At 72.6% G+C, this 25240-nt stretch carries 21 protein-coding genes; 12 read left to right on the top strand and 9 right to left on the bottom strand.

Features of this window, described 5'->3' with window-relative positions:
* The first annotated feature begins 30 nt into the window (after positions 1 to 30).
* Complete coding sequence (locus JOF41_RS09150) at positions 31 to 549, top strand: Rossmann-fold NAD(P)-binding domain-containing protein (protein WP_209617780.1); 519 nt, start codon at positions 31 to 33, stop codon at positions 547 to 549.
* A 31-nt stretch (positions 550 to 580) separates the two neighbouring features.
* Here JOF41_RS09150 and JOF41_RS09145 read toward each other — a convergent pair whose 3' ends face one another.
* On the bottom strand, positions 581 to 973 hold the full coding sequence (locus JOF41_RS09145; RefSeq protein ID WP_189227642.1) for an ATP-binding protein: 393 nt from the start codon (positions 971 to 973) through the stop codon (positions 581 to 583).
* Between the two features lie 207 nt (positions 974 to 1180).
* Between JOF41_RS09145 and JOF41_RS09140 the strand changes: the two genes are divergently transcribed.
* The 3 genes from JOF41_RS09140 (at position 1181) to JOF41_RS37695 (ending at position 5995) form a co-directional block, all read left to right on the top strand.
* Positions 1181 to 1669: a MarR family winged helix-turn-helix transcriptional regulator gene (locus tag JOF41_RS09140; RefSeq protein WP_189227643.1), complete on the top strand. Its 489-nt coding sequence runs from the start codon at positions 1181 to 1183 to the stop codon at positions 1667 to 1669.
* Positions 1670 to 1742: 73 nt separating this feature from the next.
* Positions 1743 to 3152 carry an MFS transporter gene (locus JOF41_RS09135; RefSeq protein ID WP_307867337.1) on the top strand — a complete coding sequence of 470 codons (1410 nt, stop codon included), beginning with the start codon at positions 1743 to 1745 and terminating at the stop codon, positions 3150 to 3152.
* Between the two features lie 251 nt (positions 3153 to 3403).
* A complete protein-coding gene (locus JOF41_RS37695; protein WP_307867336.1) occupies positions 3404 to 5995 on the top strand; it encodes a glycoside hydrolase family 10 protein in 2592 nt (863 codons plus the stop codon).
* 60 nt (positions 5996 to 6055) lie between these two features.
* Here JOF41_RS37695 and JOF41_RS09125 read toward each other — a convergent pair whose 3' ends face one another.
* Positions 6056 to 7087 (bottom strand): glycoside hydrolase family 113 protein, encoded by a 1032-nt coding sequence (locus tag JOF41_RS09125; RefSeq protein WP_209617777.1) that lies wholly within the window; start codon positions 7085 to 7087, stop codon positions 6056 to 6058.
* Between the two features lie 101 nt (positions 7088 to 7188).
* On the opposite strand from JOF41_RS09125, the gene JOF41_RS09120 reads away from it, so the two are divergent.
* Both JOF41_RS09120 and JOF41_RS09115 read left to right on the top strand, forming a co-directional pair.
* Positions 7189 to 7815 carry a TetR/AcrR family transcriptional regulator gene (locus JOF41_RS09120; RefSeq protein WP_189226804.1) on the top strand — a complete coding sequence of 209 codons (627 nt, stop codon included), beginning with the start codon at positions 7189 to 7191 and terminating at the stop codon, positions 7813 to 7815.
* Between the two features lie 88 nt (positions 7816 to 7903).
* Positions 7904 to 8449, top strand: a complete 546-nt coding sequence (locus JOF41_RS09115) for a GNAT family N-acetyltransferase (protein ID WP_209617774.1) — start codon at positions 7904 to 7906, stop codon at positions 8447 to 8449.
* A gap of 10 nt (positions 8450 to 8459) precedes the next feature.
* Here JOF41_RS09115 and JOF41_RS09110 read toward each other — a convergent pair whose 3' ends face one another.
* Together JOF41_RS09110 and JOF41_RS09105 are read right to left on the bottom strand one after the other, a co-directional pair.
* Positions 8460 to 9005: a vitamin K epoxide reductase family protein gene (locus JOF41_RS09110; RefSeq protein ID WP_189226806.1), complete on the bottom strand. Its 546-nt coding sequence runs from the start codon at positions 9003 to 9005 to the stop codon at positions 8460 to 8462.
* Positions 9002 to 9727 (bottom strand): DsbA family protein, encoded by a 726-nt coding sequence (locus JOF41_RS09105; RefSeq protein ID WP_209617771.1) that lies wholly within the window; start codon positions 9725 to 9727, stop codon positions 9002 to 9004. Before JOF41_RS09105 ends, JOF41_RS09110 begins: the two co-directional genes overlap by 4 nt.
* A gap of 104 nt (positions 9728 to 9831) precedes the next feature.
* Here JOF41_RS09105 and JOF41_RS09100 point away from each other — a divergent pair, with 104 nt between their 5' ends.
* Both JOF41_RS09100 and JOF41_RS09095 read left to right on the top strand, forming a co-directional pair.
* The gene (locus JOF41_RS09100; RefSeq protein ID WP_307867335.1) at positions 9832 to 11721 is read left to right on the top strand and encodes a cytochrome c oxidase assembly protein; all 1890 of its coding nucleotides are present in this window, start codon (positions 9832 to 9834) and stop codon (positions 11719 to 11721) included.
* A 22-nt stretch (positions 11722 to 11743) separates the two neighbouring features.
* Entirely contained in the window at positions 11744 to 13975 is a 2232-nt protein-coding gene (locus JOF41_RS09095; protein ID WP_209617765.1) for a heavy metal translocating P-type ATPase, read from the top strand.
* A 17-nt stretch (positions 13976 to 13992) separates the two neighbouring features.
* Here JOF41_RS09095 and JOF41_RS09090 read toward each other — a convergent pair whose 3' ends face one another.
* The gene (locus JOF41_RS09090) at positions 13993 to 14736 is read right to left on the bottom strand and encodes a thaumatin family protein (RefSeq protein WP_209617762.1); all 744 of its coding nucleotides are present in this window, start codon (positions 14734 to 14736) and stop codon (positions 13993 to 13995) included.
* A gap of 47 nt (positions 14737 to 14783) precedes the next feature.
* On the bottom strand, positions 14784 to 15593 hold the full coding sequence (locus tag JOF41_RS09085) for a glycoside hydrolase family protein (protein ID WP_209617759.1): 810 nt from the start codon (positions 15591 to 15593) through the stop codon (positions 14784 to 14786).
* A gap of 269 nt (positions 15594 to 15862) precedes the next feature.
* Between JOF41_RS09085 and JOF41_RS09080 the strand changes: the two genes are divergently transcribed.
* From JOF41_RS09080 to JOF41_RS09070, 3 genes are all read left to right on the top strand, one after another.
* Complete coding sequence (locus JOF41_RS09080) at positions 15863 to 17410, top strand: S8 family peptidase (protein ID WP_229796246.1); 1548 nt, start codon at positions 15863 to 15865, stop codon at positions 17408 to 17410.
* Positions 17411 to 17521: 111 nt separating this feature from the next.
* On the top strand, positions 17522 to 18022 hold the full coding sequence (locus JOF41_RS09075) for an SRPBCC family protein (protein WP_209617756.1): 501 nt from the start codon (positions 17522 to 17524) through the stop codon (positions 18020 to 18022).
* A 111-nt stretch (positions 18023 to 18133) separates the two neighbouring features.
* The gene (locus JOF41_RS09070) at positions 18134 to 18676 is read left to right on the top strand and encodes a YbhB/YbcL family Raf kinase inhibitor-like protein (protein ID WP_209617754.1); all 543 of its coding nucleotides are present in this window, start codon (positions 18134 to 18136) and stop codon (positions 18674 to 18676) included.
* A 33-nt stretch (positions 18677 to 18709) separates the two neighbouring features.
* Here the strand turns inward: JOF41_RS09070 and JOF41_RS09065 are convergent, their stop codons facing one another.
* Both JOF41_RS09065 and JOF41_RS09060 read right to left on the bottom strand, forming a co-directional pair.
* Positions 18710 to 19492 carry an SDR family NAD(P)-dependent oxidoreductase gene (locus tag JOF41_RS09065; protein WP_209617751.1) on the bottom strand — a complete coding sequence of 261 codons (783 nt, stop codon included), beginning with the start codon at positions 19490 to 19492 and terminating at the stop codon, positions 18710 to 18712.
* Positions 19489 to 20823 (bottom strand): flavin-containing monooxygenase, encoded by a 1335-nt coding sequence (locus JOF41_RS09060; RefSeq protein WP_209617748.1) that lies wholly within the window; start codon positions 20821 to 20823, stop codon positions 19489 to 19491. The genes JOF41_RS09065 and JOF41_RS09060 overlap by 4 nt, the downstream gene beginning before the upstream one ends.
* A gap of 115 nt (positions 20824 to 20938) precedes the next feature.
* On the opposite strand from JOF41_RS09060, the gene JOF41_RS09055 reads away from it, so the two are divergent.
* Positions 20939 to 21973, top strand: coding sequence for an AraC family transcriptional regulator (locus JOF41_RS09055; protein WP_209617745.1), 1035 nt, complete (start codon positions 20939 to 20941; stop codon positions 21971 to 21973).
* Between the two features lie 66 nt (positions 21974 to 22039).
* Here JOF41_RS09055 and JOF41_RS09050 read toward each other — a convergent pair whose 3' ends face one another.
* Entirely contained in the window at positions 22040 to 25036 is a 2997-nt protein-coding gene (locus JOF41_RS09050) for a 3-keto-alpha-glucoside-1,2-lyase-like domain-containing protein (RefSeq protein WP_209617742.1), read from the bottom strand.
* Positions 25037 to 25240: the final 204 nt, after the last annotated feature.

The raw sequence follows: 25240 nt of genomic DNA, 5'->3' as shown, positions 1-25240 counted from the left end.
AGAGGGACGTGATCGACAGCGGCTGACAGTTTGGGCGCATGGTGTCGGCGTGACGGTCCCGGCACGGAGGTATCCACGGACCAGGGCAAGAGCACTGTCATCACGGGGGCCAGCGACGGCATCGGCGCCGCGCGCCTGGCGGGCCGGATCGACCTCTACGACCTCGACCACGACCGCGACTTCTCCCCCGTGCGGGCCTACAACGCGGCCAAGCTCGAGAACGTCCTGTTCACCAGGGAGCTGCACCGGCGCTACCACGCGCGGGGCGTCTCCGCCGTCGCGTTCCACCCGGGCAACCTCGCGACCAGCTTCGGCACCCGGTCCCAGAGCGGGCTCATGCGGTTCATCACCACCAGCCCCCTCATCCGCCCCCTGCTGACCACCCCGGAGAAGGGGGCGGGGCAACTGGTGTGGCCGGCCGAGGGCAGGCCGGGCGTGGACTGGCAGTCCGGCGAGTACTACGAGAAGCGCAAGCCCGCCAAGCGGGTCAACAAGCAGGCGCGTGACGCCCGACTGGCCCGCGAGCCGTGGGAGCGACTGCTGGGCTGAGCGCCCGGCACCGGGCGCGCGGCGGCGCCGGTCAACCGTGCCGGACTTCCGCCCACACCACCTTGTGGTCGCCGTGCGGTTGGCAGCCCCAGTGCTCGGCCAGCCGGTTCACCACGACCAGCCCGCGACCGTGCCAGGACTGGTCGAACCTGCCCAGGACCGGCAGCACGCCGGGACTGCCGTCGACCACCTCGATCCGGACGACCCCCTCGCGCGGGCGGTTCAACCGCATCCGCCGCGGGGAGTTCGCGTGCAGGCAGGCGTTGCGAGCCAGCTCCGCCGCGACGGTCAGGACATCCGCGAGCCGATCCCCCCGGACCCCCGGCACGGCGGAAGCGATCCTGCGCTCCAAGTCCGCCCGCGACAGCGGCTCGTCCGGGAGCTCCAGGACCGCATCGTCCCTGGGCAGGTCAACCGTGCTCATCACGCACCCTCCAGCGCCCTGTGTTCTCAAGACGCAAAGCAGATTGGTTATACCCCGCCGCGATTCGGTCGAAACACCAACGTCTCAACGGCGCCGCTCGCCGCAGCCGCCCGGCCGAGCCGCGTTCGGGGGTGGCTTTCACGACGACCAGGAGGAGACGCTCCACTGACGGATAATCCGCCGCTTTACCATCCGTAAACTGGGGCCATGTCAGCGATGGCTCCCGCCCGCACCGAGTCCGACCTGTCCTTCCTGCTCGACCGCACCAGCCACGTGCTGCGCACGCGGATGGCGGCGGCCCTGGCGGAGATCGGGCTGACCGCTCGGATGCACTGCGTGCTGGTGCACGCCCTCGAGCAGGAGCGGACCCAGGTCCAACTCGCCGAACTCGGCGACATGGACAAGACCACGATGGTGGTCACGGTGGACGCCCTGGAACAGGCGGGACTGGCCGAGCGCCGCCCGTCGAGCGCGGATCGCCGCGCCAGGGTCATCGTCGTCACCGAGAAGGGCGCCGAGGTCGCGAAGCGGAGCCAGCGGATCGTCGACGGCGTGCACCGGGAAGCACTGGGCGCACTGCCCGACGACGAGCGCGAGGTGCTGCTCCGGGCGCTGAACCGCCTGGTCACCGGCCACCTGAGCATTCCGGTCGCCGCTCCCCCGACCGCCCGGCGGGCCCGCGAGCGGGCCAAGTAGACCCCAAACAGATTGTCTGCAACAAAACTATCTACTACGGTCTCTCCTGTCGCACCCGAGACAGGAGAGACCAGTGACGCCCACGCTCGACGCACCCCGCGCGAACCGCAGGACGGCGCTCGCCGTGCTGTCGGCCACGATGCTGATGACCGTCCTCGACGGCAGCATCGTCACCGTCGCCATGCCCGCCATCGGGCGGGACCTCGGCTTCTCCCCGGCCGGCCTGAGCTGGACGGTCAACGCCTACCTGATCGCGTTCGGCGGCCTGCTGCTGCTCGCGGGCCGCTTGGGCGACCTGGTCGGCCGCAAGGCCGTGTTCCTCGTCGGCAACGCCGTGTTCGCCGCGGCGTCGCTGCTGGCGGGTCTGGTCACGACGCCCGGCCTGCTCGTCGCCGCCCGCTTCCTCCAGGGCGCGGGCAGCGCGCTGGCCTCGGCGGTCGTGCTGGGCATCCTGGTCACGCTGTTCAGCGAACCCGGTGAGCGCGCCAGGGCCATCGGCGTCTTCAGCTTCACCGGCGCCGCGGGCGCGTCCCTGGGTCAGGTCGTCGGCGGCCTGCTGACCGATGCGCTGAGCTGGCACTGGATCTTCTTCATCAACCTGCCGATCGGCGCGGCCACCGTCGCGCTGGCCGTGCGCGCCCTGCCCCGCGACCGCGGCGCGGGTCTGGCGGCGGGCGCGGACGTGCCCGGCGCGGTGCTGGTGACGGCCGGGCTGATGCTCGGCATCCACACCGTGGTCGGCGTGGCGGACCACGGCTGGACCACCGCCCGCACGCTCGGCCCCGGCGCGTTGGCGCTGGCGCTGCTGGTCGCCTTCACCGTGCGCCAGGCGACGGCGCGCACGCCGCTGATGCCGTTGCGGCTGCTGCGTTCCCGCGCCGTGGTGGGGGCGAACCTGGTGCAACTGCCGACCATGTCGGCGATGTTCGCGTTCCAGATCCTCGTCGCCCTGTTCATGCAACGGGTCCTGCACTACAGCGCGCTGAGCACGGGTCTGGCGATGTTGCCCGCGGCGACGGCGATCGGAGGCGTGTCCCTGCTGCTGTCGCCCCGGTTGAACACGCGGTTCGGCGCGCGGAACGTGCTGCTCGTCGGCTTGGTGCTGCTGTTCGGCGCGATGCTGCTGCTGCGGACCGTGCCGGAGCGGGCGGACTACGCGACCGACCTGCTGCCGGTGATGCTGCTGATCTCGGGAGGCGGTCTCGTGCTGCCCGCGCTGACCTCGCTGGCCATGGCCGACGCCTCGCCTCGCGACGCGGGTCTGGTGTCCGGGCTGTTCAACACCACGCAGCAGATCGGCATGGCACTCGGCGTGGCCGTGCTGTCCACCCTGGCCTCGACCCGCACCGCCGCCGCCCTCGCGGCGGGGGGCACCCCGCCCGCCGCGCTGACCGACGGCTACCACCTGGCGTTCTCCGCCGCCGCGGCGCTGCTGGCCGCGGCCTTCGCCGCCGCCCTCCTGGCATTGCGCGCAAGTCGCTGAAACTTTCGAAAATCGAGCCGCCCGCAGGCTCGTCTCCGGTCGGACACCTCACCACTGGTAAGCGCTTTCACGATCAAGCGCAGACGGGGCGTTCCTCCCACTTCCTACGAATGCCAAGTGAGACCGGCAAAGGAGGGAATGCGGACGAGCGCGTTGACATCTTTCGTAATGCTGGCCGAAACTTTAGACGATCAATCCCTGATCGTTGATCGCCGTTGCCATCTTCACCACCGTCTCAAAGGAGAGTCCTGGTGATCATCAGTTCGAGCCGCCCGCGAAGTCGTGCGGCGGTCGTCATGTTGGCGATAGCGGCACTCGTGCTCGCCGGAGCGGTGTTAGCGGTCACCCGCGTCAGCCCGGCCCGCGCCGCGGGCGAGATCGTCGCCGCGGCGGTGGAGGACGACGGCGCGGACTGCCCCGTCACCCTGCCGGGCTCCTTCCCCTCCAACTCCCGCCTGCCCGACCCGTTCACCAAGCTCGACGGCACCCGCATCACCAGCAAGAGCGACTGGCGCTGCCGACGAGCCGAGATCCGCGAACTGGCCGAGCGGCAGGTCTACGGCGACAAGCCCGCCAAGCCCACGACCGTCAGCGGCACGGTGAGCAACTCCTCCATCAGCGTCAACGTCTCCCACAACGGCCGCAGCTCCAGCTTCTCCGCTCGCGTGGAACTGCCCAGCGGCACCGGCCCGTTCCCGGCCGTGGTCGTCCTGGGCGGCTTCGGCGCCGACACCGCCGCCATCAAGGCCGCGGGCGCCGCGGTGATCAACTACGACCCCTACGCCGTCGGCCGCGAGGGCACCCCCCGCAACAACAAGCAGGGCGCCTTCTACAGCATCTACGGCAACACCAGCACCACCGGCCTGCTCATGGCCTGGGCCTGGGGCGTGAGCCGCATCATCGACGTGGTCGAGCAGTCCGGCGGCTCCATCCTGCGCCCCGACGCCTTCGGCGTCACCGGCTGCTCCCGCTTCGGCAAGGGCGCCTTCACCGTCGGCGTGTTCGACCAGCGCATCGCGCTGACCATGCCCATCGAGTCCGGCACCGCGGGCGTGCCCATCTTCCGCGGCATCCCCGGCGAGGGCGCGCAGAGCCTCAGCAGCGCCTACGGCGAGCAGCCCTGGTTCGGCGACGCCTTCGGCTCCTACACGAGCAACCCCAACAACGTCGCCGTCGACACCCACCAGATGGTCGCCATGGTCGCCCCCCGCGGCCTGTTCATCATGGACAACCCGCACATCGCCAACCTCGGCCCCCGCTCGGCCAGCGTGGCCGCCCTGGGCGGCGCCGAGGTCTACAAGGCCCTCGGGGCGGGCTCCAACCTGCTCTACCACTCCAACGTCTCCGACGGCAGCCACTGCGCCAACCGAGGCGAGTGGCGCACCCCGCTCCAGCAGGCCATCGGCAAGTTCCTCCGCAACACGGGCAGCTTCACCGGTGGCGTCAACATGCACAGCAAGGCCACCGGCAACCTCGGCCAGTGGCGCGACTGGCAGACCCCGACGCTGACCGACAGCACCACCACGACGACCACCACGACCACGAGCACGACGACCACGACGACCACCACCACCACGACCAACCCGACGGACCCGCCCGGTCCTGGCAGCACCCTGGCCGCCGCGGCGAACCGGACCGGTCGGTACTTCGGGACGGCGGTGGCGGCGTACAAGCTCTCGGACTCGACCTACACGGGAATCCTCAACCGTGAGTTCGACATGGTCACCGCCGAGAACGAGATGAAGATGGACGCGACCGAGCCGGCTCAGGGCCAGTTCAACTACGGCAACGCCGACCGGATCGTCAACCAGGCACGGGCGCAGGGCAAGCGGATGCGCGGGCACGCGCTGGCCTGGCACTCCCAGCAGCCGCCGTGGATGCAGCGCATGGAGGGCTCGACGCTGCGGCAGGCGATGCTCAACCACATCACCCAGGTCGCGACCTACTACCGGGGCAAGATCTACGCCTGGGACGTGGTCAACGAGGCCTTCGCCGACGGCAACAGCGGCGCACGACGCGACTCCAACCTGCAGCGCACCGGCAACGACTGGATCGAGGCCGCCTTCCGCGCCGCGCGGACCGCCGATCCGGACGCCAAGCTGTGCTACAACGACTACAACACCGACGACTGGTCGCACGCCAAGACCCAGGGCGTCTACCGGATGGTGCAGGACTTCAAGTCCCGCGGTGTGCCGATCGACTGCGTGGGGTTGCAGTCGCACTTCAACAGCGCCAGCCCGGTGCCGGGCAACTACCAGACCACCCTGCAGCGCTTCGCCGACCTGGGCGTGGAGGTGCAGATCACCGAGCTGGACATCGAGGGCTCGGGGCAGACCCAGGCGGAGAACTTCCGGCGGGTCACCCAGGCCTGCCTGGCCGTGGCGCGCTGCACCGGCATCACCGTGTGGGGCATCCGCGACAGCGACTCCTGGCGCGCCTCGGGCACCCCGCTGCTGTTCAACAACAGCGGCAACAAGAAACCCGCCTACGACGCCGTCCTGGCCGCCCTCAACGCGGCCAACCCGACCACGACGCCGACCACTACCACCACGACCACGACCAACCCCGGAGGCGGCAGCTGCTCCACGACCTACCAGGAGGGGCAGAAGTGGAATGACCGATTCAACGGTCAGGTGAGCGTTTCCGGCAGCGACAACTGGGTCGTCACGGTCACGCTGAGCGCACCGCAGAAGGTCACGGCCGTCTGGAACACCAGCACCGAACTGGACTCCAGCGGCACCGTGATGACCGCTCGGCCCAACGGCAACGGCAACACGTTCGGCTTCACCATCCAGCACGGCGGCAACTGGAACTGGCCCAGCTTGTCGTGCCGCGCGGGCTGACAGCCCGATGAGCGCGCCCGTGGCCCGGCGCTCCACCGCCGGGCCACGGGCGCGTTCCGGTCAGCCGCCGTAGTGCTCGGCGAGGGCGGCGAAGGCGGCCTTGGGCTCCCAGGGCAGTCCGGGGTGCGCGCCGTCGCGGTGGTCGGCGAGGACCTTGACGATGCCGGGGCTGGCCAGGTCGAGATCGTCGCGGGGATCGCCGCCGGGGCGGTGCGGGAAGCTCTCGAGGGCGAAGAGGAACACGAAGGCGCTGTCGACGCCCTCGGCGTCGAAGACCTCCAGCAGCTCGCGCAGGTAGGTGGCCTGACCCTGCTCGTCCCTGGCGTACTCGGCGTCCAGCCGGACCGGTGCGCCGGTGTCGCTGTCGTGCTCGACGACCTCCAGGACGCGACCGCCCCGGTCGCCCGCGCCGCGGTAGGCCGCCGTGCCGAACTCGGTGATCGCCACCGGCTTGCCCTGCGCGACGAGGGCTCGCACGCCCGCGCTGAACCGGTCGGCGACCTCGGCGGAGCGGTAGAGGTCCACGCCCACGATGTCGAAGGGCGTCCAGTCCACGCGCTCCAGCGGGATGGCGGCGTAGGTGATCCGACCGCCGAACCGCTCGCGGACGAGCGCCGCGGCGGTGGCGAGGAAGTCGTTGACCCGCGCGGAGACCTCACCCACCCGCTCGGCCACGCCTCCCCCCTCCCCCTGGCCCAGCAACAGCGCGAGGCGGTCCTCCTGGGTGGCGCCGGGCAGGAACCCCTTGTTCATCAGGCTCAGCTCGGCGCCCGTGACGAACACGACCTCGGCTCCCCGCCCGCGCACCCGCTCCGCCCGTTCGGCGCAGTCGGCGAACAGCGCGAGCATCTCGTCGGCGGTCAGCTCCAGCGGGTAGGGCGAGAACCAGACCTCCAGGCCGAGGTCCGCGGCGCACGTCGCGGCCAGCTCCAGCCGCTCCGGGTCACCGCCGATGACGCGCACGGCCGTGCAGTGCAGGTCGTCGCGGATGACGGTCAGCTCGCGCCGGACCACGTCGGGGTCGAAGCGCTCGCGGGAGGTCGTGCCGTCGCGGACGAAGCCGGTGTCGTAGCTGATGCCCTTGGCTCGCATGGGTTCGGTCCTCTCGATCGGGTGTGGGGGACCAAGGCTAGGAGGAAAACTTGCGTGCGCGCAAGTTTGCGTTCACGCATCTATTCTGCGATGCTGAGGCGGTGGTGACGCGGCGGACGGGATTGCGCGAGCAGAAGAAGCAGGCCACCAGGCAAGCGCTGCGCGAGGCGGCGCTGCGGCTGGCCATGGAACGCGGGCCGGACAACGTCCGCGTGGACGACATCGCCGAGGCGGCGGGGGTTTCGCCGAGGACCTACAACAACTACTTCTCCAGCCGCGAGCAGGCCATCGTCGCCGCCGTCACCGCCGAACGGCAGTCACGGGTCGGCGCGGCGGTGGCCGCTCACCCCGCCCACGTCCCCCTCGCCGAGGCCGTGGTCGAGGCGGTCGTGGAGCAGTACACCGACCAGGGTGAGCGCGCCCGCGACGCGCTGCTGCTGATCACCACCCAACCCGCGCTGCGGGAGGCGTTCGTCGACACCGCCGCCGCCATCGAGGACCCCCTCGCCACGGCCATCGCCCAGCGCCTGGGCGATCCCGACCCGCACACCGCCCGCGTGCTCGCGGCGGGCGTGGCCGCCGCGGTCCGGGTCGCGCTCCAGCTGTGGGTGCGGCCGACCGCCGCCGAGGGCGGACTCGTCGTGCCCTCCGGTCCGCTGCCCGACCTGCTGCGCACCACGCTCGCCCCGCTGGCCCCCGCGCTCGACGCCGCCGAGCGGCGGCGCTGAGCCGTCCGGGCCACCACCGCGGACCGGGGTGCGCGCGCTGTATCGAAACACCCGGCTCCGGTCGCGCTCCCGTGGCTAGACTGGCGCGATGGGGGTCGACAGCCACCTGATCGCCGAGGTGGACGCGGCGGCGCTGGCCGAGCACATCGACGGGCTGGCCGCGCTCTACCGCACCTGCTTCTCCGAGCCGCCCTGGTGCGAGCCCGAGGAGCGGTTCACCGGGTTCGCCCAGCGGTTCGCCGCCCACCTGGCCCAGCCCGGCGTCCGCGGCCTGGTCACCCGGCACGGCGACGGGATCGCCGGGGTGATCTACGGCTGGCCCGCGCCGGAGCGGGTGCCGGACTCCCCGTTCTACCGCGCGATCTTCGACGCCGTGGCCCCCGCCGAGCGCCACCTGCTGCGCTCACCGGCGCTGGAGGTGGTCGAGCTCATGGTCGCCCCGCGCCACCGCGGCCGGGGGCTGGGCCGCGCCCTGCTGCGCCGGTTCACCGACGGCCACCGCCGGGCCTGGTTGTGCACCCACCGCGACGCCCCGGTGCGCGGGCTCTACGACACCGAGGGCTGGGCGGTGCGCGGCTCGTTCACCGACCGCGACGGGGTGCCGCTGCTGCTCTACCTGCTCGACCGGACCTGACCGGCGGGCGTCACAGCAGGCTCGTCCAGTAGTCCCAGAACGCGTGCAGCACCAAGCCCGCGATCACGGCGTACCACAGGACCAGCACGGCGCTGTGCACGCGGCGCAACGCCGCGAGGCCGGGCCAGGTGTCCAATGTGGAGTACCAGAACAGCGGGATGGTGACGACCCACACCACCACGCAGTACGGGCACAGGGCGTGGATGTCGTACAGGCCGGCCGCGATCAGCCAGTGCACGAACACCACGCCGAACGCGGTGCCCGCGTTGAGCGCGACGCGGTACCAGCGGGGCGGCTCGAAGCCCGCGAGCACCGCGACGCCCGTGGTCACCACCACGGCGAACCCCGCGATGCCCAGCAGCGGGTTGGGGAAGCCGAACGCCTCGGCCTGCGCGCTGTCCATGACCGACCCGCAGGACACCACCGGGTTGAGCGAGCAGGTGGGGACGTAGGCGGGGTCGCGCAGCTTGGCGATCTTCTCCAGCGTCAGCGCCCCGGCGGCGGCCAGGCCCGCACCGCCGCCGAGGACCAGCAGCCAGGCCAGTGCGCGGTTCATCCGGCCAGCGCCGCGTCGATCCTGGCCCTCAGCTCCCGCTCGGCGTCGGCGATGGTGCTCCCGCCCGCGCTGAACTCCTCCCCGTCGAGGAAGAACGTCGGAGTGCTGTCCACCCCCAGCGCCGTGCCGTCGGCGACGTCCCGGTCGATGACGGCCTGGACCTCGGCGGAGGCGCTGTCGGCGCGGAAGCGCTCCAGGTCCAGCCCGGCGGCGGTGGCGAACTCCTCGAACTTCGCGGTGGCGCGGGCGGTGTCGGCGCTGGTGGAGCGGCCGTCCGTGGCCCAGGTGTCGAAGTTGTCGTAGAGGGCGTGGTACATCTCGGCGTACTTGCCCTGCTTGCCCGCCGCTTCGGCGGCCCGCGCGGCGGGCACCGCGAGCGGGTGCCCCTCCAGCGGGAAGTTCCGGGTGACGAAGGTGATCCGCCCCCGGTAGTCCTGCTCCAGCTTCTTGGTCACGCCCGTGTAGTAGGACGCGCAGGCGGGGCACTGGAAGTCCAGGAACTCCACGAGCGTGACCTCGTCGCCATCGGCCTTGGACAGGGTGTGCGCGTCTGGGGGAACCAGCGTCCCGCTCGACGCGCCGCCGGAGCGGTCGAGGACGAGCACACCGCCGATCACGAGCACCGCCACGAGGACGACGACGCCGGTGAGGACCGCGTTGAGGGAAGGACCGCGGCGTGCGGTCACCGGGTTGCGCTTGTTCGCGCGGGCTGTGCGTGACATCGAACCGATCGCCTCTGGTCGGGGACACCTCTCCCCCAGTTGGTCGGATGACGACCGGAGTAGTTCCGGGAACCACCGGAGATCTTCACCCGACTGATGTAGTCGTGAGGGTTGACAGGGCCGTCCTGCTCGCGGGCGGGGTGGCGGCGGTGTGCGTCACGACCGTGGTGCTCGCGGCCGGTGACGTGCACGGGGCGCTCGGCGACAGCGATCCGGGTCGGGTGGCGTCGTGGCTGTTCGGGGTGGTGCGGCTGATCGCCGACGCGGCGGGGTCGGTGACGGCGGGCTCCCTCGCGTTCGCGGTGTTCGCGGTGCCCGCGCCGGACGCGCGACGGCTGACCGCGCACGCCTACGCGGCGGTGCGGCTGGGCGCGGGCGCCGCGGTGGTGTGGGCGGTCGCGGCGTGGGCGGCGGTGCCGCTGTCGGCGGGCGACGCCTCAGGCCAGCCGCCCTCGGTGGTGTGGCGGCACCTGGCCGGGCTGGTGGGGGCGGCCGAGGAGCCGAAGGCGTGGCTGTGCGTCGCGGTCGTCGCAACGGTGGTGGCGGTCGGCGCGCGGATGACGTTGTCGTGGCCGGTGGCCGTGCTGTGGTGCGCGGTGGCCGTGGCGGGGCTGCTGCCCCCGGTGGTGGCCGGGCACGTGTCGGTGGGCGCGTGGCACGACGTGGCCACCGACGCGGCGGTGTGGCACGTGCCCGCCGCCGCGGTGTGGGTCGGCATGCTGGTGGCGCTGCGCGGCTTCCTGCGCCGTCCCGGTGTGGCGGACCGGGACCGGGTGCTGCGCCGCTACCACCGCGCGACGCTGGTGTGCCTGGTGGTGCTGGTGGTCAGCGGCTCGGCGATCGGCCTGGTCACGGCGGGCTCCGACGGTCTGATGTCGGGTTACGGGGTGCTGCTGGCGATCAAGGTCGCGGTGTGCGCCGCGGTGCCCCCGCTGCGCACGCGGTGGGCGGCGCGCCTGCCGCTGGGGGTGGAGGTCGTGGTGCTGGGGGTGGCGCTGGGCGCGTCGGTGGGCCTTGCCCACCTGGTGCCGCCGTCGTGGCTGGTCGAGCGACCGTCGGTGCAGCAGACCGTGCTCGGCTACGAGCTGCCCCACCCGCCCTCGGCCGCCGACCTGCTGCTCGGGTGGCGGCTCGACCCGCTGCTGGGCCTGGGCGCGCTGCTGCTGGCCTCGGCCTACCTGCTCGGGGTGCGCGTGCTGCGGCGGCGGGGCGACCGGTGGCAGGCGGGGCGGGTGGCGGCGTGGCTGGCGGGTTGCGCGGTGGTGCTGGCGGTGACCTCCTCGGGGCTGGGCCGCTACGCCCCCGGCACGTTCAGCCTGCACATGGTCTCCCACATGGCGTTGAACATGCTCGCCCCGGCGCTGCTGGTCCTGGGCGGCCCCGTCACCCTGGCGCTGCGCGCGCTGCCGCCCGCGCCGCGCGCCTGGCTGGTCGCGCTGGTGCACTGCCGGGCCGCCAGGGTGGTGGCGCACCCGGCGGTGGCCGCCGTGGTGTTCGTCGCCTCGTTCTACGTCCTGTACTTCTCGGGCCTGTTCGGCGAGGCGATGCGCTACCACTGGGCGCACCAGGTGATGAACCTGCACTTCCTGGTCTCCGGGTACGTCTTCTACTGGCTGGTGGTCGGCGTGGACCGGCCGCCCAGGCCGCTGCCGCACCTGGCCCGCCTGGGCCTGCTGTTCGCGGTCATGCCCTTCCACGCCTTCTTCGGCGTGATCCTGATGAGCGGGCAGACCGTGATCGCCGAGACCTACTACCGGTCGCTGTCCCTGACCTGGGTGCCCGACCTGCTGACCGACCAGCGGCTCGGCGGCGGCATCGCGTGGGCCGCCGGTGAGCTGCCGATGCTGGTCGTGGTCATCGCCCTGCTGCGGCAGTGGGCCGCAGGCGACCGCCGCGAGGCGGTCCGGCTGGACCGGCACCTCGACAGCGCCGAGGACGACCGGCTCGCCGCCTACAACGCCATGCTCGCCGACCTGGCCGGTCGGCGGAGCTGAGCACGACCCCGGAAGGGACGAGATGACCACAGCGGTGGACGGGCCGGTCGAACTGGCCGTGTCCGGCATGACCTGCGCGGCCTGCGCGGCCCGCGTCGAGCGCAAGCTCAACCGGCTCGACGGCGTGCGCGCCTCGGTCAACTACGCGACCGAGCGCGCGGTCGTCCACCTGCCCGCGGGCCTGAGCGCCGGGGACGCCGTGGCGGCGGTGCGCCAGGCGGGTTACGACGCCCGCGTGCGCCACCGCGCCGAGGACGACCGCGCCGCGCACACCGCGGCCGTGGCCGACCTGCGGCGCCGACTGGTGGTCGCCGCGGTGCTGGCCATCCCGCTGGGCAACCTGTCGATCAGCCTGGCGCTGGTGCCCGCGCTGCGGTTCCCCGGCTGGGAAGCGCTGTGCGTGCTGCTGGCCGTGCCGGTGGCGGGCTACTCGGCGTGGCCGTTCCACCGGGCCGCGCTGCGCAACCTGCGGCACGGCTCCTCCAGCATGGACACCCTGGTGTCGCTGGGCGTGCTGGCCTCGTTCGGGTGGGCGGTGTGGTCGCTGGCGGCGGGTTCGGCCGGTCCCGGCTACTGGCTGGGGTTCGGCGTCACGGCCGAGGGCGCGGACGCGGTCTACCTCGACGTCGCCGCGGGCGTGACGACGTTCCTGCTGGCGGGCCGCTACTTCGAGACCCGTTCGCGGCGCAACGCCGTGGGGCTGCTCACCGCGCTGGCCGGGTTGGCCGCCAAGGACGCCCGCGTGCTGCGCGAGGGCGTGGAGCAGTCGCTGCCCGCCGCGCTGCTGCGGGTCGGGGACCTGTTCGTGGTGCGCCCCGGTGACGCGCTGCCCGCCGACGGGGTCGTCGCCGAGGGCGCCTCCGCGCTGGACACCGCGGCGATCACCGGCGAGTCGGCGCCGGTCGACGTCGGCCCCGGCGACCGGGTCGTGGGCGGCACGGTCAACCGCGGCGGGCGGCTGGTCGTGCGCGCCACCGAGGTCGGCGCCAACACGCAGCTGGCGCAGATGAGCGCGCTGGCCGAGCAGGCCGCCCAGCGCAAGGCCGCGGTGCAGCGGCTGGTCGACCGGGTGTGCGCGGTGTTCGTGCCCGTGGTGCTGGTGCTGGCGGCGCTGGTGCTGGGCGGGTGGCTGGCCACCGGCCACACCGCGCGCGAGGCGTTCACGGCGGCGGTCGCGGTGCTGATCATCGCCTGCCCGTGCGCGCTGGGCCTGGCCACCCCGACGGCGCTGATGGTCGGCGTCGCCCGCGCGGCGCAGCTGGGCGTGCTGGTCAAGGGGCCCGAGGCGCTGGAGGCCACGCGGTCGGTGGACACGGTGGTGCTGGACAAGACCGGCACGGTCACCGCCGGGCGGATGTCCGTCGTGGCGACCGCCGCCTTCGGCGACGCCGACGAGCGCGAGGTGCTGCGCTGGGCGGGCGCGGTGGAGGCGGCCTCCGAGCACCCGGTGGCGGCGGCCGTCGTGTCCGCCGCGGGCACCGGGCTGCCCGCCGTGACCGGGTTCGAGGCGCTGGTGGGCGCGGGGGCGCGCGGCGAGGTGGATGGTGTCCCGGTCGTCGTGGGCACGGCCGGGTTGATGGCCGGGCTGGGCATCGCCGTGCCGCCGGAGGCCCACCGGTGGCTCGACGGGCTCGGAGCGGCGACCGGCGTGCTGGTCGCCCGCGCGGGTGCCGTGGTGGGCGGCATCGCCGTGCGCGACACCGTGCGCCCGTCCGCCGCCGACGCCGTCGCCCGGCTGCACGCGCTGGGGCTGCGGACCGTGCTGCTCACCGGCGACGGACCGGGCGCGGCCCGCGCGGTCGCCGACGAGGTCGGCATCACCGAGGTCGTGGCCGGGGTGCGGCCCGCGGACAAGGTCGCCGCGGTGGAGGCGCTGCGCGCCGCCGGTCACCGCGTGGCGATGGTCGGCGACGGCGTCAACGACGGCCCGGCGCTGGCCGCGGCCGACCTGGGCATGGCGGTGGCCCGAGGCAGCGACGTCGCCGCCCACGCGGCCGACGTCATCCTGGTCCGCGAAGACCTGCACGCGGTGCCGGACGCGGTCGAGCTGGCCAACCGCACCCTGGACACCATCCGGGGCAACCTGGTCTGGGCGTTCGGCTACAACGCCGCCGCCATCCCGCTGGCGGCCTCCGGTCTGCTCAACCCGCTCATCGCCGGTGCGGCGATGTCGCTGTCCTCGGTGCTGGTGGTCGCCAACAGCCTGCGGCTGCGCGGTTACCGGCCGCCCCGCGCGCTCTGGGACGGCCGGTGACCGCGCTCGCCCGGCGGTCAGGCCACCGGGTGGAAGGTGACGGTGAAGCCGGTGCACTGGCGGCACTGCCGCACGACCTGGTTGCCCGGCTCGGTGTCGTGCCTGGACCACGCGTACGCCTTGGGGCAGCGCGAGGACAGGGCGTCACTGTAGGGGGTCCGCGCGTCGCGGTTGGGGTTGGTGCACAGCATCGGCCTGCCGTCGGCCCACCGCGTCAGGTTCTCCGGCGGGCAGTACGGCAGCAGGTTCTCCGGGCAGCCGACGCCGGTGCACTCGGTGGAGCCCGGCGGGGTCACCCCGTCGCGGGCGTCGATGGTGATCGGCAGCGAGAAAGCGTTGACGTAGCTGACGTTGTACCAGGGCGCGAGCCCGTCCTTGCGGTCGAAGTTGAACTCCGCCAGGCTCGCGGGCTGCTCGCCGGTGGTGCAGCGGTCCGCCATCGGCCCGCAGTCGCCGACGCGGCAGTGGAACGTGCTGCCGGGCGTTCCGGTGCAGTCCTGGCGGGCGAAGAACTTGCCGCGCCAGTGGTTGGGAGCGGCGGACTCGGGGATGGTGATGGTGGCCGACTGGCCGTTCTGCAGGGTGGGCAGACCGGTCAGGGCGCGGGAGCCGTCGGCGTTGACCGCGCTGCCGATCCAGATCGTGCGGCCGGACCGGTTGACGAAGGTGACCGTGTGGTCGGCCGCGGCGGTGGCGACGGGCGGTGTCACCACGGCGAAGGCGGCGATCGCGGTGATCACCGCGCACAGGAACCTGCGCATCGCTCCTCCAGGAGGGATCGGTGGTGGAATGCCGGACGACGGTGCGGTCAGGGGACCGAGCGGTAGGCCACACCGGTGGCGTTGGGCGTGGTCCCGTCGTAGAGGCCGGTCGGGCTGGTGCGCGTCGACAGCGAGAACCACGCGAACCGCTCCACGAAGGGCAGGCTGTTGAGCATCGCGGTGGAGCGGCGCACGAAGTCGGTCTGCTGGGCCTGGTCGGGGTAGCGCGGCTGCGGACCGGTGAAGTCGATCAGGCCGTACTCGGTGAGCCAGATCGGCTTGCGGTAGCGGTCGTGGACGGCCTGCAGGTATCCGCGCAGGTGCTCGGTCGCGGCGGCGGAGAAGTCGCTGCCGTACCAGTGCAGCGGGATGAAGTCGACCCGGTAGCCGCGCGCGGCGGCCCCGCTCATGAACCGGTCGAGCCAGCCGCCCGCCCGGTCCCCGCCGAACGCGACCGCGGGCGCGCCGAGCCGCATCCCGGTGGCCTGCAGCCGGGGCCACAGGTTCAGCGCCTGCTCGACCGACATGTTGGCCTGGCCCGCCATGTCGGGCTCGTTGAAGCCGAGCAGGGTGGTGCCCAGCGACCGGGCGCGGTTGAGCTCGGTGTCGTTGACCGCGCCCGCGCCCCAGATCATCGGCACGAACTCGACACCGGCGGGGGTGGTCACGCCCTGGGTGTCGGATGCCCAGGTGTAGTACCAGCCCGCCCGCACGTCGGCGAGCGCGGCGGCGACACCGGGGTGGTTGTTGATGCTCACGCCCTTCTTGGTCGCGGCGGCAGCGGCCGGGGCGGTGAGCGCGCAGGCTGCGGCGAGTGCCGCCAGTACGAGCGCGAGCAGCTGGCGTGGGCCTCCCATGCGCCTTTCCCTCCATGATCCTGGTGACCCGATGGGAACCACGTGCGCGGCGACGGACGCGAGAGCGCCAGCAGCTTGCCGAGTGGTCTGGACCTATGTCAACCGGTCGGGCGCAGGACTGGGAAAAGCCCTATGCCACAAAGAGGACGTCGCCGTGGTGGATTCGGGGACGAAACTTCGGGCTGGCGCACCCGCGTCGCGGTAGCCGCCCCCGCGGCAAGCCGGAGCTGTCACCCTCGTGCCCTGATCTTGATCTACGGGAGGTTAGGGTGAAGCGGGATTTCGTTCGCGTGACCGGGGTGCTCGGCGCCTCGGTCCTCGCCTTCGGCGCGTTCTCGGGCGTGTCGCAGGCCGCGGCTGAGGGGGACATCGCCATGGCGGCGCAGGGCACGGCCGTGCCCGACCGCTACGTGGTGGTGCTCAAGGACGATGTAGGCATCCAGGGCGCGGAGCTGACCGCCAGACACGGCGGCAAGGTGACCGCGACCTGGCAGCACGCGCTGCGCGGCTTCGCGGTCGAGGCCAGCGAGGCCGAGGCCAAGCGCCTGGCCGCCGACCCCGCGGTGAAGTCGGTGAGCCAGGACGTCGTGGTCAGCGCCTCCGAGGTCCAGGCCAACCCGCCGTCGTGGGGGCTGGACCGGGCCGACCAGCGCGACCTCCCCCTGGACGCCGCGTACAGCTACGGCACGACCGCCGAGAACGTCCACGCGTACGTCATCGACACCGGCATCCGCACCACGCACTCGACCTTCGGCGGCCGCGCGTCGTGGGGCGTGGACTTCGTGGACGGCTCCAACACCGACTGCCAGGGGCACGGCACGCACGTGGCGGGCACGATCGGCGGCGCCGAGTACGGCGTGGCCAAGGGCGTGAAGTTGGTGGCGGTGCGGGTCCTCGACTGCAACGGCTCGGGCACCCTGGCCGACGTCGTCAGCGGCGTCGACTGGGTGACCGCGAACGCGGCCAAGCCCGCCGTGGCCAACATGAGCCTGGGCGCGGTCGCCTCGGCGGCCACCGCGCCGCTGGAGGACGCGGTGCGCGCCTCCATCGCCTCGGGCGTGACCTACGCCCTGGCCTCCGGCAACAGCAACCGCAACGCGTGCGGCTACAGCCCGGCGCTGGTGGGCGAGGCGCTGACGGTCAACGCCTCGACCGACGGCGACGCCAGGGCCTGGTTCTCCAACTACGGCAACTGCACCGACCTGTACGCCCCCGGCATGGACATCACCTCGGCCTGGAACACCGGCGACTCGGACACCGCGGTCCTCGACGGCACCTCCATGGCGACCCCGCACGTGGCGGGCGCGGTGGCGCTGCACCTGGCCGCCCACGCGGACAGCACGCCCGCCGACGCGCACGCCGCGCTGGTCGACAGCGCCACCGCGGACAAGATCGGTGACGCGGGCGCGGGCTCGCCGAACCGCCTGCTGCACACCGGCGCGCTGGCGGGCACGCCCGCCAAGGTCGACCTGGTCCGCTACGTCAAGGGCGGCGACCACCTCAGCTCCACCACCGGCGCTCCCGAGGGCTACCGGGCCGAGGGCTCGCTGGGCAAGCTCCTGGCCACCCAACTGCCCGCCACCTGGGCGGTCTACCAGTGCTCGCTGGGCTGGGACAGCTTCACCTCCCTCGACCCCAACTGCGAGGGCAACACCCGCGTGGGCCTGCTCGGCTACATCCACGAGAACTCGGTGGACGGCTCGGGCGCGCTCTTCCGCTGCGTGGTGCGGGGCAGCGGCGGTGACCACATGGACTCGCGCGACCAGAACTGCGAGGGTCAGGTGGCCGAGGGTCGCCTCGGCTACGTCCTGAACTGACCGCGCTGAACTGACCGCGCTGAACCGAGCGCGCTGAACCGACACCGCCTGCCCCGGCACCCCGCCTGGGCAGGCGGTGTCGTCCGCACCAGGGCGAAGGAGGACGGGCCCGTGATCGGCGACCGCTGGGGTGTCAGCGACAGCGAGGTCTCGCGCCCCTACCCCTGCGACGGGTTCGTGACCGCGCCCGCGTTGCGGGCGTGGCGGGGCGTGACCGTCGAGGCGCCCGCCGAAGCGGTGTGGCCGTGGGTCACGCAGGTGCGGGTCGCACCGTACTCGTACGACTGGATCGACAACTTCGGCCGCCGCTCCCCCCGCCGGCTGCTGGACCTGCCCGAGCCCGAGGTCGGTGAGGGGTTCACCGCCTCCGGCGGACGCAGGCTGGGCCGGGTCGTCTCGGTCGAGCCGGGCAGGCAGCTGACCGGCACCGTCATGGGCGCCTTCCTGTCCTACGTCCTGGTGCCCGCCGGTAATGGCACGACGCGCCTGCTGCTCAAGGTCGTCATGCGCGCCAACCGCTGGGCGGCCCCCGTCCTGTCGGTCGGCGACCTGGCCATGGCCCGACGACAACTGCTGAACTTCAAGCTGCTGGCCGAGCGCCGGGGGCGCTGAGCCGCGAGCGGGCCACGAGGGGCGGCGGACACGTCGTCTTGCCAAATAATCGATTATCTGTAGAGTCATCGATCGTGAGCTGTCCGGCTCGCTCGACGACGAAGGAAGACGATGACCGAGAACGACCCGTTCGCGCGCCTGCCCGAGGTCCCCGGCTTCACCTTGACCAGCACGACCACCGAGGACGGCAAGCCGCTCGCCGCGCCGCAGCTGTCCGGCGCCTTCGGGATGCCCGGCGGCCGGGACGCCTCTCCCCAGCTCACCTGGAGCGGCGCCCCGGCGGGCACCAGGAGTTACGCGGTGACCGTCTACGACCCGGACGCCCCCACCGGGTCGGGCTTCTGGCACTGGGCCGTGGCCAACATCCCCGCCGGCACCACCTCCCTGCCGGAGGGAGCGGGCGACGACACCGGCTCCGGCCTGCCCGCCCCGGCCGTCCAGCTGCCCAACGACACCCGTGCCGCCCGCTACATCGGCGCCGCCCCGCCCGCGGGCCACGGCCCGCACCGCTACTTCATCACCGTGCACGCCCTCGACGTCGAGGACATCGGCGTCCCGACCGACGCGACCCCCGCGCTGCTCGGCTTCACCATGGCGGGCCACGTCCTCGGCCGGGCCACCATCGTGGCCACCGCGCAGACCCCGGCGGGCTGAGCACCGGGCACGGCACCCCGGTGACCACCCCGGTCACCGGAGGCCGTGCCGCCGCCGGTACTCCCGCAGCCCCGGCTCGGCCAGCCGCTCCAGCAGCGGGCGCACGCGGGGCAGCAGGCCGGGCGCCAGGCCCGCCGCCTTGAGCGACCACCCGTTGTGGCGTGGCAGGAAGGTCTCCAGGCGAGGGCGGTCCAGGTGGGCCACGACGGCGTCGGCGACGGCCTCCGGGCTCAGCGGGTCGCCGAGGAGGTTGATCGCGGAACCGCCGCCCGCCATCTCCCGGCGCAGCATGGGGGTGTCCACCGCGGCGGGGTGCACCATGCTGACGCCGACCCCCGTTTCGCGTTCGAGCATCGCCATGGCGAACATGAAGGTGCGCAGGCCCGCTTTCGACGCGCTGTACCCGGCGCTCTCGGCCAGCGGCATCAGCGCCCCCAGCGACCCGACGGACACGATCCGGCCGCGGGCCGCCCGCAGCGCCGGGTACAGCGCGCGGCTGAGCTGCATGGGCGCCTGCAGGTTGACCAGCTGCTCGCGGCGGCTCTGCTCGGCGGTGACCTCCTCGAACGGCCGGGTGACCACCACACCGGCGTTGTTGACCAGCAGGTCGCACCGCTCGCCGACGGCCGCCGCGATCGGCTCGTGGAAGTCCGGGGTGGTCAGGTCGACCGGCAGCCGGGTCACCGGGGCGGGCAGCCGGTCCAGTCCCACCGGGTCCAGGTCGACCGCGACCACGTGGAAGCCGCGCGCGTCCAACCTCGCGCAGACCGCCGCGCCGATGGCGCCCGCCGCGCCCGTCACCACCGCCGTCCTCATGCCCGCACCGCCTGGCGGGTCCGCTCGAACGCGCCGGGGGTCAGGTCGGCCCACCCCATGCGCTCGCGCACCACGCCCAGGTAGCGGCGGTAAGCGGAGGAGTCCACGTAGGAGCGGTGCCTCGGCGAGTCGACGAACCGGATGCCCCGGCTGAGGTCGGGGCGGTCGGTGGCGATCATGCGGTCGAACCGCGCGGCGCGCTCCGGGGCGTGCTCCTGGTCGTGCAGGTACTGGGCGAGGATGTTGCTGATGTGGTCGAAAACCGTGTAGGCGCTGGAGTTGAGCTCGATGTAGCCGAGCGCGAACAGGTTGCGGTGCTCGCGGTTGAACGCGGTGAGGTACAGGTCCGGGCGGCCGTCGCACCAGTCGAAGTACCGCTGCGCGTAGGGGATGGCCCAGTCGTAGCCGGTGGCGTGCAGGACGAGGTCGATCCGCTCGGCGCTGCCGTCGGCGAACCGGACCAGGGAACCGTCCAGGCGCACGATGTCCGGGCGGATCGCCACGTCACCGTGCTGCAGGTAGTGCAGCAGCTGGCTGTTGAGCAGCGGGTGCGACTCCAGCAGCCGGTGATCCGGTTCCGGCAGGCCGTACCTGCGCAGGTCACCCCGCACCAGGCGCAGCAACGCGCGCAACACCGGACGCTGCACCCACAGCGGCAGTTCCGGCCCGCGTTCGGTGAACTCGTCGATGGGGATGCCGAACAGGTGCTTGGGTATCACGTGGTAGCCCCGTCGCACGCTCACGAACGCGGCGTCCGCGTTGGCCGCGGCGTCGCACGCGATATCGGCGCCGGAGTTGCCCAGCCCCACGACGAGGACGCGCTTGCCGCGGAACTCCAGCGGGCTGCGGTAGGTCGAGGAGTGCCGGATCTCGCCGGTGAACTCGCCGGGGTGCACCGGGGAGCGCGGTGCCCAGGTGACACCGGTGGCGCACACGACCGCCCCGTACTCGTGGCGGGAGCCGTCGTCGAGGGTCACCACCCACGAGTCGCCGACCCTCTCGACGTCGTCGACCGCGGTGTCGAAGCGGATGGCCTCGCGCAGCCCGTAGGCGGTGGCGAAGTCACGGGTGTACCGCAGGATCAGCCGGTTGCCAGGGTAGTCGGGGAACGACTCCGGCATGGGGAAGTCGAAGAACCCCGACGTCCTGCGCGAGGAGATGAAGTGCGCGGACTCGTACATCGGCGTGCCGGGGTTGTCGAGGTCCCAGATGCCGCCGACGTCGCTGTGCCGCTCGTACTGGTCGTAGGGGATGTTCAAGCGCCGCAAGGCACGCGCCGCCGAAAGCCCGGCAGGTCCCGCTCCGATGACACAAACACGCCGTCGAGCCATGTCCCCTCCCTGTCTTCCACCTGACATGGCTCGATTGAAATGGCCGCGACACCGGCCCCGGCAGGGCCGCCGCGGCTAGCATGGGGGGCAAACCGGACAGGACGGCGGTGGCGATGTGATCGGGTCCGCAGAGCCAGCGGCGCTGACCAGGGCGGTCATCCCGCCCACCACGCTGTCCGGCGTGGTCGAGGTCGGCAGGCGCGAGGGTCACCCGGTCGCCGCCTGGTTCGCGGGCACCGGCCTCGATCCGGCCGAGCTCACCACCTCCAGCCCGGTCAAGGTGTCCTTCCGCCAAGCCGCCCAGGTGCTGCGCCGCGCGGTGCGCGCCATGCCCGACCGCCCGCTCGGCATCAGGGTCGGCGCCCGCGACCCGCTGCTGTCCTTCGGCATGCTGGGCGTCGCGATGCGGTCGTGCGCCACCACCGCCGACGCCCTGGTGCTCGCCCACGAGCTGCACCCCGCCGCGGGCAGCCTGATGGACACCGACGTCGACATCTCCGGTGACGAGATCGCGCTGCGGCTGCACGAACGCCTGCCCGATCCCGAGCTCATCGCCTTCCTCTGCGAGGAAGTGCTCAGCAGCACCGTGGTGTTCCTGCGCACCCTGGAAGCCGCGGACTGGGCGCCCGTCCGGGTCGAACTGGCCTACCCCGCACCGGCCTACGCCCCGGAATACCGCCGCTTCTTCCGCTGCCCGGTCGAGTTCGGGGCCGCCACGAACCGGATGGTCCTGCCCGCCGCGGTGCTCGCCCGCCGCCTGCCCACCCACCACGAGCCGACCCGCGCCATCGCCGTGGAGAACTGCCGCCGCCTGCTCGACCTCGACGCGGCCCGCCCCGACGTCGTCGTCGCCGTCGAGACCGCGCTGAGCAGGAACCTGCGCCACGCGCCCACCATGACCGACACCGCGCGGCGGCTGCGGCTCACCGAGCGGACCCTGCGCCGCAAGCTCACCGAGGCGGGCGAGCGCTACAGCACCATCCGCGACCGCGTGCGCGAGCGGCGCGCCACCCTGCTGCTGCGGGAGACGGCGCTCACGGTCGAGGCCATCGCCCACGAGACCGGCTTCAGCGACGCCCGCGAACTCCGCCGCGCCTACCTGCGGTGGACCGGGCAGCCGCCCAGCGCCGTCCGCCGCGGTCCCCGGTAGGACCGGCGGGCCGGTGCCGGGGCCGCGCCACCGCGCGACCCCGGCACCGGCCACGAGCCCGCCCGCTCACCCCAGCGGCTCGACCCAGATGTTGCGGAACCGGACGTTCTCACCGGGATCACCGTGGTCCTGCAACCGGAGCGGCCCCGCGGTCGGGCCCTCGGCCGCGCCGTTGCCGGTCGGACCGTCGATGGCGAAGTCCCGGTGCACCGTGACGCCGTTCCACACCACGGTGACGCGGGCGTTCTCGGTCTTGACCCCCGCGCTGTCGAAGCGGGCCGCCCGGAACGTGACGTCGTAGGTCTGCCACGTCCGCGGCGCGGTGGCGGCGTTGCGCGACGCGGCCTTCTTCAGGTAAATGCTGCCTGCCTCGTCGGCGGCCAGCGACGCTTTGCCGTAGCTGTCCAGGATCTGCAGCTCGTAGCGGTCCTGGAGGTACACGCCGCTGTTGGCGCGCTGCTGGCCGGTCACCTCGGGCGGCAGGTTCGGCAGCCAGAACTCCAGGTGGAGCTTGAAGTCGCCGAACACCTGCCTGCTGCGGATGTCGCCGCCGAGCGCCTCCATCGAGCCGTCCGCGACCGGCCACGACGGCGGGCTGCCGTCGGGGTTGCGCCAGTTCTCCGTGCCGCCGCCGCTGTAGAGGACGACGCGCCGGGCCGGTGTGACGGTCAGGTAGTCCAGGTTGACGTGCCCGGTGTCCCCGCTGTCCACCTTGTAGGCGATGGTGTTCGCGCCCGCCCGCAGGGTCAGCGCCTCGGTGTGCGTGGCCCACGTGTCCCAGTCGCCCGTGTCGGCCAGCGCCACCTGCCTGACCTTCGCGCCGTTGACGTAGACGCTGACGGTCTTGGTGCCGCTGGACGGGTTCGGCCCGTTGCTGTAGCGCAGGCCCACGTTGTGCGAACCGGCCGCCGTCGCGTTCACGGCGAACCTGGTGGTCGCGCCCTGCGTGCCGTAGCCGTCGACGAACCCCGCGCCGGAGTAGCCGGTGTGGTCGGTGTTGACGCCCGCACCGCCGGACAGGGCCGCGCTTTCCGCCTCCAGCGACTGCGTGGCCGACGGGGCGCTGCCGACCAGATTGTTCAGCGTGTACCACGCCTCGGTGTTCCACAGCGGCACACCGGTGCTCGACGTGAACGGCCGCGGCGAGCGCAGGTGCACCACCCGACCGGCCTTGAGGCCGTCGATCTTAAGCGTGACCTTCCTGCTGTCCGCGGACAGCGTCGCCGAGGCGACGCGCAGGCTCTCCTGGTCGACCTTGGGCCCGCCGTAGCCCGGTGTGGGCGCGTACCGCCACTGCTGCGCCCTGTAGCGGCCCGCGAGGCCCGCCGCGGTCTCCGCCGACAGCGGCTGGGTGTACTCGATCTCGAACCCGCCCGCGATCGCGCGCACGGCCAGGATGTCGAAGGTCCGGCCGCCGTTGGGCGCGAGCTTCTGCAAGCCGTACTTGAGCTTGCCGTCCTGGCCCCAGTTGCCGTCGTCGCCGATGCCGCCGATGTAGATCGCGCCGTCCGGGCCGAGGCTGATCCGGTTGACGCCCGCTTCCAGGCCCTGCGTCATCCGGAACACCGCGCCCTGGTACTCGCCGTTGACCTTCTCCAGGAAGGCGCGCTGGAGGCCGCCGTAGGTGACGTCGCCGAAGACCATCTGCCCGGCGTAGGTGCCCTTGGTCAGCTGCAGCGGCGTGCTGGGCGAGTTGGCGATCTCGTTCTGCGGCAGCCACAGCACGGGCGCGGTGACCGGGTTCGCGTCGAAGGGACCGGCGGGGTTGGTGTAGTGGTTGAAGAACCGGTCCTGCTTGACGTGCACCAGCTTCGACGCGGGCAGCCAGCCGCCCTGGTTGTCGTTGACGAACATGCCGCCCTCGGGGCCCCACCCGATGCCGTTGGGCGTGCGCAGGCCGCCCGCGATGTAGCTGACCTGCCCGGTGGAGCGGTTGACCTTCACCGTGGTGCCGCGGTTCGCGGCGGGCTGCGGGTTGGTGGTCGCGCCGCCGAGGTTGATGGCGACGGACAGGTTGAGGTAGAAGAACCCGTCCTTGTAGAGCAGGCCGAACGCGAACTCGTGGAAGTTGCCGCCGTAGGGCCACGTGGCCACCGCGCGCGACTGGTCGATCACGTCGTCGCCGTTGGTGTCGGTCAGCTCGGTCAGCTGGTGCTTCTGCGACACGTAGATCCGGCCGTCGAGCACCTTCAGCCCCATCGGCTCGCGCAGGTTGGTCGCGATCCGCTTGGTGGTGACCCGCTCCGGCGAGGTCGCCCCGGTGACGTTGCCCAGCACCCAGACCTCACCGGTGTCGGTGCTCTTGCCGTCCCACGTGGCGATGGCCAGGCGGCCGTCGGGGAACCAGTCCATCGCGCTGACCTTCGGCTGGAAACCGCTGGGGCGCAGGTTGGTCAGGGTGTAGTCGGGGTGCACGGCGTCGAGCGGCAGGCCGTCGCCCGGCGTGTCGGAGCCCGCGGCGCACTCCTTGCGGCCGGGCGCGGTGACCCGGACGACGCCGCTGTCCGTGCTGAGCGCCGAGTTCGGCACGACCGAGAACCCGGTGGCGCCCGGCGGCTTCCACTGCAGGGTCAGCTGCTGCCCGCCGTCGCGCTCGAAGTGCTCGATCAGCAGGGAGTGGTAGCCGGTGGACAGGGTGACCGAACCGTCCTTGGGGTCCGGACCGTGCAGGCCGTCGTGGTCGACGACCACGTTGCCGTCGATCGACAGCCGCGACCCGTCGTCGCTGAGCAGGCGGAAGGTGTACGCGCCCGCCTGGGTGATGTCGATGTTGCCGGAGACCTCGGCCACGAAGCGGTCGTCGAACCCGAAGTCGGCGGTCGAGGTCCAGTCGACCACCGGCATGAGCTTGTCGACGTTGGGCGTCTGGGCCGGTTTGAGGGTGCAGAGCCGGTCCAGCGCCACCTGCACGTCGAAGACCCGCAGCGTCACGCCGGGTTCCTGGGGCGGCACCGCGTCGCTCTTCGGGTCCGCGGTGGCGGGTGGTGCCGTGCCGCTGAAGAGCAGGGCTGCCGCCAACAAACCGAGGGCGGGTACGCGCACCCGTCGCGCTGTGCGTCTCATATCCATGCTCCTGGGAGGGCAGGGACGACGACCACGCGTGTCCGACGTCGTCGTCGCACGGTTGCAGGGCCCGCACGCGGTGGCGGGTGAGGAGGTGGGACTTCGTTCCGTCGCAGGGTCAGCGAAGCGTGATGAACAGTAAGCGGCTGGTGACGACAAGTCCAGGACTTTCGTTGGGATTGCCCAATCTTTCGTCTACCTTGT

The organism is Saccharothrix coeruleofusca (genome assembly GCF_017876325.1).
Taxonomy (GTDB): domain Bacteria; phylum Actinomycetota; class Actinomycetes; order Mycobacteriales; family Pseudonocardiaceae; genus Actinosynnema; species Actinosynnema coeruleofuscum.
This window is presented reverse-complemented; position numbering and strand designations above follow the sequence as displayed.